This is a genomic window from Pelagibacterium sp. (assembly GCF_965249125.1).
Taxonomy (GTDB): Bacteria; Pseudomonadota; Alphaproteobacteria; order Rhizobiales; family Devosiaceae; genus Pelagibacterium.
In genome coordinates this window covers 1,901,872-1,915,011 of record NZ_OZ252217.1, presented here as the reverse complement: position 1 = coordinate 1,915,011, position 13,140 = coordinate 1,901,872, and the positions used below count along the sequence as shown (strand labels likewise).

The following is a 13,140-nucleotide window of genomic DNA, read 5'->3' as shown; positions in this document are numbered from 1 at the left end:
CAATGGCCATTCAGCGCACGTTTTCGATCATCAAGCCCGACGCCACCAAGCGCAACCTCACCGGCAAGATCATCTCCAAATTCGAGGATGCCGGCCTGCGCATCGTCGCCTCCAAGCGCATTCAGATGACCCGCGAACAGGCCGAAGGCTTCTACGCCGTCCACAAGGAACGCCCCTTCTTCGGCGAACTGGTCGATTTCATGATTTCCGGCCCCGTCGTCGTCCAGGTTCTCGAAGGTGAAGACGCCATCGCCAGGAACCGTGAAGTCATGGGCGCCACCAACCCCGAAAACGCCGACGCCGGCACCATCCGCAAGGAATTCGCCCTCTCGGTCGGCGAAAATTCCGTCCACGGCTCGGACGCGCCGGAAACCGCCGCCGAAGAAATCAAGTTCTTCTTCTCTGACGACGAGATCGTTGGCTAACCAAAAGCCTGCGGCGAGAGTCGTACGGCGGCAGGTTCGCACCGATATCATGGACGCCGCGTTCTTGGGGACGCGGCGTCTTTTTTTTGCGAGTTGCATCACCGCACCGATAGCCCATAAGCTGCACAGCGAGTCCGGGTGTTTGTGAACCGGGCGGCAAAGAGGCCAAAACGATTGCCGCCACGGGTCCCGCCGAAAGGTTGGAAGCATATCCCCGGAACCAAGCTTGCGGCTGCGTGCCCACCCTCGGGTGAGCGCGCTCTGCCTTTATGGAAAGGCGCGGTTGATGGGGAGCATACACGGCTACGCATTGCGCATAGCAATGCTTGTCCTTGTATCGGCGTTTGCGTTCGGCGCCATTGCCGCAGTGGCGATCGTTCGATTGCAGGATGCGGACCCCGGCGGCACGGAACCCGGTGTGGCCGAATTTGTCGCCGAGCCGATGGTTGCCCCCCAGGTCACCGCCGCAGAGCCGGAGGCCGAAGCCCTTGTGGCTGAAATCGTCGCCGCCGAACCCGTGGCAGAACCGCCGGTGACCCGGGTCGCTGCCATCGAACCGGCCCCCGAACCTCCCGCGCCACAGATTGCCGCTGAGCCGGACCCGGAGCCCCTGATCGCCGCACCGGTCGCCGAAACCCCGCCATCCCCCACCCACCAGGAGATGATACGCCAGTCTTTCGTCAGCTTCATGCCCGAGCCGACACCGCAACCTGCCGCTCCCGGTCCCGAACCGGCGGCGTCGGAGTCTGGCGTTCCCCAATGGCTCGATCTGCCCGGCATGACGCCAACCCTTGAAGGGTTGCAGCCCGAAATCGTGGAGGTTGCCCTGGCCGACGCCGCCCCGGAAGGGCCCGAGGCAACACCGGAGCCGGCCCCCGAGCTGGTGCCCGAAATTACCGCCACGCCTGATGAAAACTGCGATACCGCGAGCGCCGACTGGGCGATGTTTCTTTTCGAGAACACCAATTTGGGCAATTGGGGCCGGGTCCCCAATGTGCGTGTCGTTTCGATGGGCTTTTGCGCCGATACGCGCCAGGCCGTGGAAAGCCGCATGCAAGCCGATGCCCGGCTCGCTGCGTTGCGTGGCGCGGCGGCCGGCGACCAGCTGGTCTCGCTGGCCCTCCAGCGCGCGGCGCGCGGGCCCGAGGATGTTTTCGCGATGGCCACCGAAGGGGCCGTGCTCAACGTTTACGTCTATTGAGACACGAGGGGCCGGGAGAGCTTCCTATCGCGCCTCGATTGCCTTGACCCGGTCGCGCGCCATTCCGTGTCGGTCGAGCAGCCGGTCGACATCGCTGCGCTCCAGTCCGATATCGCGCAACTGCCAGTCTGCCATCTGGGCCAGTTGGACCATTCCCCGCCGCCGTTGGGCATGCGCCCGCCGGTCGGCCCACCAGCCCGAGACCACCAGCTTGAGGTAACGCCATACAGTGGCGCGATACCGCAGCCGTTCCACGAAGTCGTCCCGTTCAAATAGATCGTTCCGTTCAAATAGGGTCATCGGTCGTCTCCTTGTGCGATGACGCCATCATGGATCGGCCCGATGAATTGATCTAACGAATGTTTTTTGTTAAACTCATCGAAATTACTGATGAAAGGAAATCGCAGTGTTTTCGCTCGATCCGGACTTTCTGCGCACCTTTCTGGCCATTTCCGAAACCGGCAGTTTCGGCGCCGCCGGCGAGAAGGTGAACAAGACCCAGTCCACGGTATCCGCTCAGATGAAACGCCTTGAGGAGATCGTTGGTGTGCCGCTTTTTGAAAGGGAAGGGCGGCGCAACGTCCTCACGCTGGACGGACTGAAACTGCTCGAATACGCGGCCTCCATGGTGCGGCTCAACGATGAAGCACTGCGCGCATTTCAGCCCGTCGAAATGAGTGGCAATCTGCGCCTTGGCGCTATCGATGAATACGCGCAGGCCTTCATGCCGGGCACCTTGCGCACTTTCGGCGCGGCCCATCCCGCCGTTCAGGTGGAAGTTATCACGGGCTCGACAGCGCAATTGCGAGACATGCTGGCCGAAGGCGAACTCGATGCCGCCATAATTTCCTGTCGCGCCGGCGATAGCGAAATGGAAATGCTGCGCGCCGACCGGCTGCACTGGATCGGCGGGGAAGGCACATCGGCCCATTTCGCAGATCCGCTGCCGTTCTGCGCATGGTCGGTAGGATGCTCGTGGCGGGAAATGGCCTCCGCCGCGCTGGCCCGCGATGGCAGGGATTGGCGGCTGGCCGTCGCGACCTCGAACGCGGCCCTTATCGGGCTCACGGTCCGTGACGGGCTCGGCGTCGCCGTCGCTCCCTCATGGTTCGTCAGTCCCGGCCTGCGTATCCTTGAGGAAATGGATGCCCGCTACCCGCTGGGCATCGCGGAGATCGGCATCAAGCGCAGCACCTCCGCTGCCAATCCTATGCTGGACGCCTTTATCGCCCATGTGAAATCGGAGCTGAGTTCACCTGCTCTTGCTGCCTGACTCGACCTCGGCCTTGGCCTGTTCGATCGAGCGGGCCAGTTCATCGATTTTGTCGGCAAATTTTTCTTCAGCCACTTCGCTGCTGTTCATCCAGCTCGAATAGCGCTCAAGGAGTGGCACGAAGGCGGCAACGTCCTCGGCGGTCCAGCTGCTGAAAAATTCTCCCAGCAACAGCCATTTGTAGCCTCGAACCGCATCGATCACAGCTTCGCCGGCAGGGGTCAGCTCAAGAATCGTGCGTCGTGCGTCCCGCTGCGATACCGCGCGGCGGGCATAGCCGGAATTGACCATTTCCGCCACCAGCCGGCTGGCCCGCGACGGGTCGATGTACAGCCGCTCGGCAACGGTTGAAACCATTGTCTCGTCATCGGCGTTGGGGTCGGAAGGAAGGGAAGGGTTGGCAATAGCGAACAACACGTCGATCTGCGCCATATCCAGATCGAGACCCAGCGCGCGTGTCGCCCGGTGCCCAAGTTCGCGCTTGTGCATCTGGCGGCGCCAGTTCTGAACCACATTGTCTATGCGGATCAGGGCGTCTGCCAGATCGGCATTCTTGCCGCTTCTGGTCAAAAGGCCCCGCAATGTGTCTTGTCGTGTCGGCATGGGAGATGATCCTTAAATACATGCCAAAAGCAATTGCATGCTATTGACATGTAATTGCTTCAGGCAGATATATCAAGCTCAATAGCGCGCTGTCGGGGGCGGTTGGCACCATTTTGCCCGTTTTCCAGGCGCGGAAAAACTTGGAGCAATCAGCGCGACCCGAGAGGGCGCGCGTAGAAATGCTCTGATTGTCCGGAGTTAGACATGTCGCAACCCGCACCAGCTGTGCCACAGGTTTCCGATCCCAATATCAAGCTGGTTATCGGCGCGGTCGTCGCGACGCTGTTGCTGGCCTCGCTGGGCCAGACCATCATCACGACAGCGCTTCCCATCATCGTTGCCGATCTTGGCGGCATTGAACACATTTCCTGGGCCATCACCGGCTATCTGCTTGCCGCGACGGTTGCTGCGCCGGTGTTCGGCAAGCTGGGCGATATGTATGGCCGCAAGCTCATGCTGCAATCGGGCATCGGCATTTTCCTCGCCGGTTCGGTTCTGGCCGCGCTTTCGGTCGATCTCAACATGTTGGTGTTCTGCCGCTTTGTTCAGGGCATCGGCGGGGGCGGACTGATCGTCACCGCCATGGCCGCTATTGGCGACGTGCTTCCGCCGCGCGAGCGCGGCAAGGCCCAGGGCTTCCTTGGCGCCGCCTTTGGCCTGTCCACCGTTGTCGGCCCTTTGCTCGGCGGCGTGATCGTTGAGGCCCTCTCCTGGCGTTGGCTGTTCTTTGTCAACATCCCCGTCGGCATCGTGGCCTTCGCCGTCATCGCCATCGCCTTTGAAAGCCGTACAAAGAGCCACAAGCGCAAGATCGACTATGCCGGCGCTGCATTGCTCACCACGGCGCTCTCGGCGCTGGTCATCTATACAAGCATCGGTGGCACCATCCTGCCATGGCTTGCGCCGCAGGCCCTCATCCTGCCCGCCATTGGCGCGGTGGCCCTTGTCGCCTTTGTCTTTGTCGAGTCGCGTGCCGCCGAACCGATCCTGCCGCTCTATCTGTTCCGCAACAACGCGTTCCGCGTCTCCAACGCAGTGGGTTTTATCGTCGGTACGGCCATGTTCGGCACCATCACCTACATGCCCTCCTACCTGCTGATCGTTCAGGGTTTCGCTCCGACCCAGGCGGGTCTTGCACTGTTGCCCATGATGATCGGACTTATTGGATCCTCGACCCTTTCGGGCATCTTCATCGCCCGCACCGGTCGCTACAAGATGCTGCCCATCATCTCGACAGCTATCCTCGCCATCGGTTCATTGCTGCTCGGCACGCTCGGCGTCGATACCCCGTTCCTCCTCGTCATGGTCTACATGCTGCTGGTCGGTCTCGGCATCGGCCCAGTCATGAGCGTCGGCGTCACCGCCATCCAGAACGCGGTGCCCCACACCGTTCTCGGTGTGGCAACCGCCAGCGCCCAGATGTTCCGCCAGATCGGCGGTTCGCTCGGCGTCGCGGTATTGGGCGCCATCTTTGCAAACCGGCTGGCCTTTGAAACCGCCGCTATCGGACATCCCGAAGGCACGGCGGCGTTCAGCAGCGCGGCGCTCGCCGCAATGCCCGCCGCCGAGCAGGTTACGGTTCTGCAGGCCTACGTTTCGGCCCTCCATCCAATCTATTGGGTCGCCGCCGCCGCCGCTGCGGTCGCCAGCATCATCGGCTGGCTCCTCATCGAAATCCCCCTCTCGGATCGCAAGCCGGGCCCTGACATCGATACCGATGCCGAACCGCAGGCAGCCGAATAAGATTCTGCATCAGGCACTTAACCCAATTTCCCGATTCAATCCCGCAATGGATTGAATCGGGACCTGAGCCTTCGCTCCCCCTCCGTCATCCCGGACTTGATCCGGGATCCAGTACCCCCAGCGCCAACCGGACTGGACGTCGCCTCTCCCTCGCTTCCCCGGCGAAAGCCGGGGCCCATGAGAGCCGCATCAAACGCCGGTGCCTCGGCTCGCGCTGCTGGACCCCGGCTTTCGCCGGGGAAGCGCAAGGTGAAAAGGCAATTCCGTGCAGATTTTAACTGCCCTCAAAAGCGCGCCCGCAGCGTCAGCCCGATATCGTGGCTCTCATAGTCGTAAAACACATTGTCCGACCAGCTGTTGGTGTACTCGTAATAGATCGATGGCATCAGCGGCCCGATCGTGATGTCGCGATGGCTCGCCTCGATCCGTCCCGTCGCAAACCGGTCCACCTGGTCCTCGAGCTGGAACGGGGCAGGGCGCCAATGCCAGCGCTGCCCGATGGTCCCCTCGACCCCCAAAGCCAATCCGTTGTCCAACAGCGTATCCACCCGCGCCCGCAGCGTCCCCACCAGCGTGCGCAGCGAGTCATCGTCGGTATGGTTGTAAACCGCCCGCGCCGTCGTCGTGACGTTCGTGCTGGACGACAGTGATGTCGAATACGATACCGCTCCATCGGCCAACAGCCCCGACCGTCCAGGATCGAGCGGCCTGTCCACCGCCGCAAGCCTCAGATCGAACGCCAGCCGTTGCGAAGCATCGAGCGGCAAAGACAGGCCCGAGCGTACACCTGCTTCGGTTCGCTCCAGCCCATCGTCCGCGAACCCGAGTGTTGCATAGGGTGCAACCACCGCCTGCGCCGTCTCCCCGATCCTAAACGTCACCGGCAATTCTGCCGTAAAGCTGGGCTCGAATACCTCATCGGCCGTTGAAAATCGTATGTCGGTCCGCAACACACCCGAAACGCTCACCGCCTGGTTGCGCGCCAGTTCCACCGCCATCGATCCCCCAAGGCTGAACAAGACACCCCGCTGGCCACGTGCGTCCTCGGGAATCTGCCCCGGCCCCCACACCCCGCCATCTATGGTGTCCTCCCCGGTCTGCCGGTTCACATTGGTCGACGGCGCCATCGTGAAATAGCCGCTGAACACCGGTCGCCCCTGCGATTGCGCGTTCTGGAGCATCTGCGAAACCACATCGCGCTCCGGCCCCTCGGGCAGGATCGCTTGCAACGAACCCAGCCGCGCCGCCGCCATATCCCTTTGCCCCAGATCGGAATAGCACCGATGCGCGACGAGATAGGGCGGCACGAAAAACGGCACCGCCCCGATCACCAGATCGGCCAGCACCACCGCCTCCGCGCATTCGCCATTGAGCGCATGCCGCACCGAAGCCGCATAGGCCGCCATCACATCGCCTTGACCCGCCCCGGCGTCCAGTTGCGCCGCAATAGCATCGGCCCGCGCCCAGTCGCGCGCCCCGATCGCCTCGTCGAGCGAAGCCAGCGAGGCCGTCTGCGCATAGGCGCCCGTCACCGGCCCGAACAGCGCCACCCCGGCCAGCAGCCCGACTGCAAGAATTTTGGAAAAACTCATGAGAGCCCCATTCTTCGCCCCCTTGGGCGTACGCATTACAAAGTCAGGGAGGCGGCACCGGGAATCGCGACGAACCAGTAAACCCGGAGCCGTCAAAAGACGGCTCCGAAGCTCCCCAGCGGGCAACTACCTGCGGGCACCCACCAGAGCACCTGCAGTCGCTCCGTTTGCGGTCTGGCCCCGTATGAGGCCGGCCATTTCAGCGGCGCCGGGGCCGTAGAACTGCCCGTCTACGCGGTTGGTCGAGGTAAAGGCGCCTTGGGTGGATAGATTTCCCGTAAATCCAGCGCCCTGAACAACGCCGCTCCCTTGCCCGAGAGGAATATTGCCCTGCCCATTATAGAGGTCCATGCTGTAACTGCGGGCATCGAAATTAACCCCGGCGGCAAACTGTCCGCCCTCGCTATTCCCGGCTGAGTCGGCAACTGACCAAAGTCCCTGATAATTGGCACTCTGTATCGGCATGCTATTCGGCGTCGTAGGCTGACCGTTCAGGACGACTACACTTTGCTGGCTGACGACATTATCTGAAACGAGCGCCGCGGTTGCGTATTGGCCATCAAGTATTGCTGCACCGGAGCGGTAGCTTGGGTAGGTGTAAACATCGATACCATTCACGGAATCGTTGGGAACGCCGCTACCGCTAAAGTTGTAGGTAGCGTTACCCACCTGTACCGTCGCATTTTGGGGCGTTCCGCTGATCGTTCCCGTTCCTGTTTGCGTGGTGGAGCCACCGGGTGTGATCCGCAACGCAGAGTAGGTCAACGGTGATGTCTCGGGCGGCGTCGGCGCGGTGCTTGAACACCCGCTCACCGCCAGCGCCGCGGCAGCGGCGGAAAGAGCGAAGAGTTTTGTTTTCACGGGGGGTACCCTCCTTGGTGGTCATGGTCGAGTGAGCCCCCGCTCTCGGGTCGACAATGCGGCCCGAATGTGATGGTTCCGGAACAGCCGCCTTTGCAAAACCAGGTGTTGCAACTTGGTCGCGGGCGGCTGACACGACGGCCAACACGCCCTACTATGGCCATCTCCACAATGAACCTGACCTGAATGACCAAGCCACTCGTCCTCCGCACCGCCCGCACCGTCTGCCCCCACGATTGCCCGTCCACTTGCGCGCTCGACGTCGAGGTGCTGGAGACCGGCACCATCGGCCGCGTGCGCGGCGCCAAGGACGATCCCTATACGGCGGGCGTGATCTGCGAGAAGGTCGCCCGCTACGCCGAGCGCGCCAACCACCCCGACCGCGTGCTCCATCCCCTGCGCCGCACCGGCCCCAAGGGCTCGGGCCAATTCGCCCGCATCTCCTGGGATGAAGCCCTCGACGAGATCGGCGCCCGCTTCCTTGAGATCGAAGCCGAACACGGTCCCCAATCGATCTGGCCCTACTACTACGCCGGCACCATGGGCCACGTTCACCGCGACGGCATAAACCGCCTGCGCAACGCCAAGGGCTATTCCGAGCAATACGACACGATCTGCGTCATGATCTCGTGGACCGGCTATATCGCCGGCACCGGGCTGTTGACCGGCCCCAATCCCGAGCAGATGGCCGAGAGCGATTGCGTAATCATCTGGGGCACCAATCCGGTCAACACCCAGATCAACGTGATGACCCACGCCATCCGCGCCCGGCGCGAGCGCGGCGCCAAGCTCGTCGTTGTCGATATCTACCGCACCGCGACCATGGAGCAGGCCGATATGGCGCTCCTCATCCGCCCCGGCACCGATGGCGCGCTGGCGCTCGCCGTCATGCATGTCCTCCTGCGCGACGATCTCGCCGACCGCGATTTTCTCAAGTCCCATACGGACTTCGATTCCGATCTTGAATCACATCTTGCGGCCAAAACCCCGCAATGGGCGGCCGAAATCACCGGCCTCACCCCCGCCGAAATCGAAGCCTTCGCCCATCTGGTCGGGCAAAACCCGCGCGCCTATTTCCGCCTCGGCTATGGCTTTTCCCGCCAGCGCAACGGCGCGCTCAACATGCACGCCGCGCTTTCGATCCCCACCGTGCTCGGTTCATGGAAATATCGCGGCGGCGGCGCCTTCCATTCAAATTCGGGCACCTGGGGCCTCGATAAATCCCAGATCACCGGCGCGTCCCTCAAAAAATCCCCAGTGCGCGAACTCGATATGTGCAGGATCGGCCCCATCCTCACCGGCGATGCCGCAGCGCTCGAAAACGGCCCCCCGGTCAAGGCGCTCCTGATCCAGAACACCAACCCCATGGTCGTCACCCCCGATCATGCGCTGACCCGCCAGGGTTTCGCGCGCGAGGATCTGTTCACCGTCGTCCACGAACAGTTCATGACCGAAACCGCCCAGATGGCCGATATCGTTCTGCCCGCCACCATGTTTGTCGAACACAACGACTATTACACCCGCGGCGGCCACACCCGTGTGCTCTACGGCCCCAAGATCGTCGACGCCCCGGGCGAGGCCATGCCCAATCATTTCGTCATCAACGAAATCGCCAAACGGGTAGGGGCGCCCGAGGCTGTCACCGAAAAGACCGACAGGGAACTGGTCGCCGAAACCTTCTCGCGCTCCGGCTATGGCGATCTCGACGCAATCGAAGCCAATTCCGGCTTTGTCGACCGCGCTTTGCCCGACGAAAAATCGCGCTATGCCGATGGCTTTGCCTGGCCGGACGGCAAATTCCGCTTCAAGCCCGATTGGGAAGCCACCCGCATCAAGCGGGGCGTCAACTGGGTCTGCGATCCCTCCGAAATGCCCAAGATGGTCGATTTCGTGAACTGGAACGAGCCGACCTCCGAGGCCGTCCCGTTCCGCCTGACCACCTCGCCGGCCCGCACCTTTCTCAATTCAACATTCGGGGAAACTCCCGGAAGCCAGAAGCGCGAAGGAACCCCGTCCTTGCTCATGCACCCCTCTGATGCCGCAGCGCTCGCCCTCGAAGATGGCGCCCCGGTTACCATCGGCAATCATCGCGGCTCGGTCGAGCTGACCCTGCGCCTGTTCGATGGGCTGCGCACCGGCGTCGTCGTCGCCGAGGGCCTCCACCCCAACAAGGCGCATAGAAAGGGCAGGGGCATCAACACCCTGATCGGCTCCGATCCGGTCAAACCGTTCGGTGGTGCCGCCTTCCACGATGCCGCAATCTGGGTCCGGGCGTCGGTCGCATGACATCCATCGCCCCCGCATCCCGCCCGCGCATCGCCGCCATCGACATCGCACGCGGCGTCGCCATCGTCGCGATGGTCATCTACCATTTCGCATGGGATCTGGCCTTTCTGGGGTTCGTCGATTTCGACCCCACCCAGTCGCTCCCCTGGGTGATCTTCCAGAAATCCATCGTCGGCACCTTCATTTTTTTGACCGGCGTGTCCCTCGCCCTCGGTCATGGGCAAACCATCCGCTGGCGCCCCTTCTGGCGTCGCTTCGCCATCATCCTCGGCGCTGCGCTCCTCATCACCGTGGGCACCTACGCCTTTAATCCATCCACCTTCGTCTATTTCGGCGTGCTGCACGCCATAGCCCTGTTTTCTCTCATGGGCCTGGCCTTCCTCTCGGCGCCGCTGGTTCTGATCCTTGCGCTGGCCGTCATCCTCATCGGCCTGCAACTGTTCATCCAAAGCCCGCTGTTCGGCGAAAAGCTCTGGTCCTGGATCGGCCTTTGGGACGCGCCCCCGCCCACTGAAGATCTGGTCCCCGTCTTCCCCTGGTTCGGCGTCGCCCTTCTCGGCATCGCTGCCACCCGCTGGGCCATCAACACAAGAGTGCGATCGGGAAAAGTTGCAGACGTTTCCGGTTCGGTCGCGCGACCCGAAAATGACATGGATCCCTCCGAGGCATCCAGCCTCACCGACCGCCTCGCCCAATTCAAGGGCACCTCAGCGCCCTCCCGCGCCATGTCAAAAGTCGGCCGCTGGAGCCTCGTCATCTACGTCCTGCACCAGCCCATCCTCATCGGCACCCTGATGGGCATAGCCTCGCTCACCGGCATCAGCGAAACCCGCCGCGCCGAAAACTTCCTTTCAAGCTGCCAGGCAAGCTGCACCCAATCCGCCCCCGATGCCGCCTACTGCACAGCCTACTGCGCCTGCACTTTGAACAGCATCGAAGCCGACAACCTCTGGCCCCTCCTCGAATCCCCCCAGCGCACCCCCGACCAGGACATCGCGCTATCCGACCTCACCAACCAATGCGCCGCGCAAGTGCTCGATGAAATGCTACTGGTGCCTAAGGCGGAGTAGGGGGGGACGGACACCACATCCCCAACCCCGCGTCATCCTCGGGCTTGACCCGGGAATCCGCTACGCGGCCGCGCGCACGGAAGATGTGGGACGAGCCAGCACCTCAAAATCCTCTCGCCCTCTATCCGGGAGTGAACACAACGCGCCCCCATCCCCACCGCCGTCATCCCGGGCGAAGACCCGGGACCCAGTACCCCCAGCGTTCCGGCCCAGCCGTAGCCGACCCCATTGTCACATCCCACGCTCAAAACCGAGCAAATCCGCGCTCCACCCGTTGCTGTCCCGGCTTTGAGCTGGGACACATCAGCCGTTCGAGCATCCGAGGCGTTGTGGTCCGAAAGCAGTTTGCTGCGATCAACAACTCCGATCTTTTTTGGGCGTTATTGGTAGGGGCTCCAACTCACTCTCAGACCGTAGTCCATTCAACCATTGCGTGATTTTCTGAAGTCGCCCCACGACTTGCGCTCGTGCCATATTGGCTGCGAGAGCAGCATTCTTAAAGTCATTGGCGGTCCACACCTCGGCGCCAACATCAACCAACACCACCCCTACCCATAAATCCCCCAGAAAAAATACACAGTCAGTCCCACCCCATACACAATCACAAACCCCCGGATCACCTTGGCCGGCACCAGATGGGAAAAATACGCCGCCGCGAACCCGCCCACCATCGCCCCCGCCAGCGCCACGCTGCCCTCGGCCCAGGCGATCGATCCGGTCGCTGCGAACCGCAGCACCGCCACCACCGAAACCACCGCCGAGATCAGAAGTTTGAGCCCGTTCATCGCATGGACGTCCTCGAATCCGGCCAGCGCCAGCCAGGCCAGCAGCACGATCCCCAATCCCGCGTTGAAGAACCCGCCGTAAAAGCTGATCGCCAGCAGCAGCACCGACAGCCCGATGGCGCCGGCCCGCACAGCATGCCGGGAGCCGTTCGAGCGCGCCGCAAAGAACCGGTTGATCCGCTGTCCGAAAATATAGATCGCCACGGCAAACGCCATCAGCCAGGGAATGATGACGGCGAAGGTTTCGTCCGAAATCCGCATCAGCGCCTCGGCGCCCAGAAATCCCCCCACCAGTCCCAGCGTGCTATAAAGCGCCAGCCGCCCCTTGTGCGGCGCGATATGCCGCCAGTAGCCGATCGTTCCGGTCACATAGCCGGGCAGGCACGCATAGGTGTTCGACGCGTTGGCGAGCACCGGAGGCACCCCGGCGAACAACAGCGCCGGAAAAATCACGAAAGAGCCGCCACCGGCGAGCGAATTTATCATCCCGCCGACCAGGCCGGCGGCGAACAGCAACATATACGTCAATTTTGGGATTCCCACATACCCGCAATGTTGGACAATTTGCGGTCACCGAGAGCACAAGTCCATACATTTTGACGCCATTGTTGCCCATGTTGACAAAGCGTCGCGGCGTACCTATCTGAGCATTCGGTTGAAGCGCCTGCCGTCCGCAAGGGCATATGCCCTACGGTGAAGTCTTCCACGCCAACCCGGTTTTCCGGGCCGCGCGAACCAGCAAACATCGTCCTAACCCATTGGCGGTGCTTGGCAATGCGGACTCCCAAGACAAAAAATTCCGCCGTGGAGACCATGACGATGCGCAAACCTGCATCCCATCTGACCACGACCGAACTCAAGACCGAGGCGCGCCAGTATCGTGCCGCCCAGCTCGACGCCGGTCGATCGATAACCCAATCGCAAGCCCTTGAAATGGTTGCGAGATTTCACGGATTCCGCGACTGGAACACCGCCGCCGGCGTGCTTCCCGTCACCCGCGGCCCGGCCTATGCCGTCAGCCAGCAGGTCTCCGGAACCTATCTCAAGCAGCCCTTCACCGGCACCATCATCGGCGTCAAGGCGCTGGGGGCAGGGGAGATGTTCCGCCTGACCATCCAGTTCGACGAGCCGGTCGATGTCGTTGCTTTCGATAGCTTTTCCGCCTTCCGGCACCGCGTCGATGCAACGGTGAACCGTGACGGAATCTCGCCCTCGCGCACCAGCGACGGCCAGCCGCACATGGTTCTCGCCCACGCCTGAATCCGACCGGGGCGTTCCCAGCGCCCCGGTTTTTTCCGGCC

At 62.5% G+C, this 13,140-nt stretch carries 12 protein-coding genes; 7 read left to right on the top strand and 5 right to left on the bottom strand.

Features of this window, described 5'->3' with window-relative positions; all coding sequences use genetic code 11:
- Nucleotides 1–2: 2 nt before the first annotated feature.
- Nucleotides 3–425 carry a nucleoside-diphosphate kinase gene (ndk, locus tag ACP148_RS09425; RefSeq protein WP_421950655.1) on the top strand — a complete coding sequence of 141 codons (423 nt, stop codon included), beginning with the start codon at nt 3–5 and terminating at the stop codon, nt 423–425.
- A gap of 286 nt (nt 426–711) precedes the next feature.
- Nucleotides 712–1,626 (top strand): hypothetical protein, encoded by a 915-nt coding sequence (locus tag ACP148_RS09420; RefSeq protein WP_421950654.1) that lies wholly within the window; start codon nt 712–714, stop codon nt 1,624–1,626.
- Between the two features lie 24 nt (nt 1,627–1,650).
- On the opposite strand, the gene ACP148_RS09415 is transcribed toward ACP148_RS09420, so the two are convergent.
- Nucleotides 1,651–1,926: a DUF1127 domain-containing protein gene (locus tag ACP148_RS09415; protein ID WP_421950653.1), complete on the bottom strand. Its 276-nt coding sequence runs from the start codon at nt 1,924–1,926 to the stop codon at nt 1,651–1,653.
- Nucleotides 1,927–2,032: 106 nt separating this feature from the next.
- Between ACP148_RS09415 and ACP148_RS09410 the strand changes: the two genes are divergently transcribed.
- Nucleotides 2,033–2,899: a LysR substrate-binding domain-containing protein gene (locus ACP148_RS09410; RefSeq protein WP_421950652.1), complete on the top strand. Its 867-nt coding sequence runs from the start codon at nt 2,033–2,035 to the stop codon at nt 2,897–2,899.
- Here the strand turns inward: ACP148_RS09410 and ACP148_RS09405 are convergent.
- Nucleotides 2,879–3,502 carry a MarR family winged helix-turn-helix transcriptional regulator gene (locus tag ACP148_RS09405; protein ID WP_421950651.1) on the bottom strand — a complete coding sequence of 208 codons (624 nt, stop codon included), beginning with the start codon at nt 3,500–3,502 and terminating at the stop codon, nt 2,879–2,881. The genes ACP148_RS09410 and ACP148_RS09405 overlap by 21 nt on opposite strands.
- Before the next feature lie 204 nt (nt 3,503–3,706).
- Between ACP148_RS09405 and ACP148_RS09400 the strand changes: the two genes are divergently transcribed.
- Nucleotides 3,707–5,245 (top strand): MDR family MFS transporter, encoded by a 1,539-nt coding sequence (locus tag ACP148_RS09400; RefSeq protein ID WP_425033437.1) that lies wholly within the window; start codon nt 3,707–3,709, stop codon nt 5,243–5,245.
- A gap of 284 nt (nt 5,246–5,529) precedes the next feature.
- Here the strand turns inward: ACP148_RS09400 and ACP148_RS09395 are convergent, their stop codons facing one another.
- On the bottom strand, nt 5,530–6,837 hold the full coding sequence (locus ACP148_RS09395) for a hypothetical protein (RefSeq protein ID WP_421950650.1): 1,308 nt from the start codon (nt 6,835–6,837) through the stop codon (nt 5,530–5,532).
- 126 nt (nt 6,838–6,963) lie between these two features.
- The gene (locus tag ACP148_RS09390) at nt 6,964–7,698 is read right to left on the bottom strand and encodes a transferrin-binding protein-like solute binding protein (RefSeq protein ID WP_421950649.1); all 735 of its coding nucleotides are present in this window, start codon (nt 7,696–7,698) and stop codon (nt 6,964–6,966) included.
- Between the two features lie 186 nt (nt 7,699–7,884).
- On the opposite strand from ACP148_RS09390, the gene ACP148_RS09385 reads away from it, so the two are divergent.
- On the top strand, nt 7,885–9,984 hold the full coding sequence (locus ACP148_RS09385; RefSeq protein ID WP_421950648.1) for a molybdopterin-containing oxidoreductase family protein: 2,100 nt from the start codon (nt 7,885–7,887) through the stop codon (nt 9,982–9,984).
- Nucleotides 9,981–11,054, top strand: a complete 1,074-nt coding sequence (locus tag ACP148_RS09380; RefSeq protein ID WP_421950647.1) for a DUF1624 domain-containing protein — start codon at nt 9,981–9,983, stop codon at nt 11,052–11,054. Before ACP148_RS09385 ends, ACP148_RS09380 begins: the two co-directional genes overlap by 4 nt.
- Nucleotides 11,055–11,602: 548 nt before the next feature.
- On the opposite strand, the gene ACP148_RS09375 is transcribed toward ACP148_RS09380, so the two are convergent.
- Nucleotides 11,603–12,358, bottom strand: coding sequence for a sulfite exporter TauE/SafE family protein (locus tag ACP148_RS09375; RefSeq protein WP_421950902.1), 756 nt, complete (start codon nt 12,356–12,358; stop codon nt 11,603–11,605).
- Nucleotides 12,359–12,679: 321 nt separating this feature from the next.
- Here ACP148_RS09375 and ACP148_RS09370 point away from each other — a divergent pair, with 321 nt between their 5' ends.
- On the top strand, nt 12,680–13,099 hold the full coding sequence (locus tag ACP148_RS09370; protein WP_421950901.1) for a glyoxalase superfamily protein: 420 nt from the start codon (nt 12,680–12,682) through the stop codon (nt 13,097–13,099).
- Nucleotides 13,100–13,140: the final 41 nt, after the last annotated feature.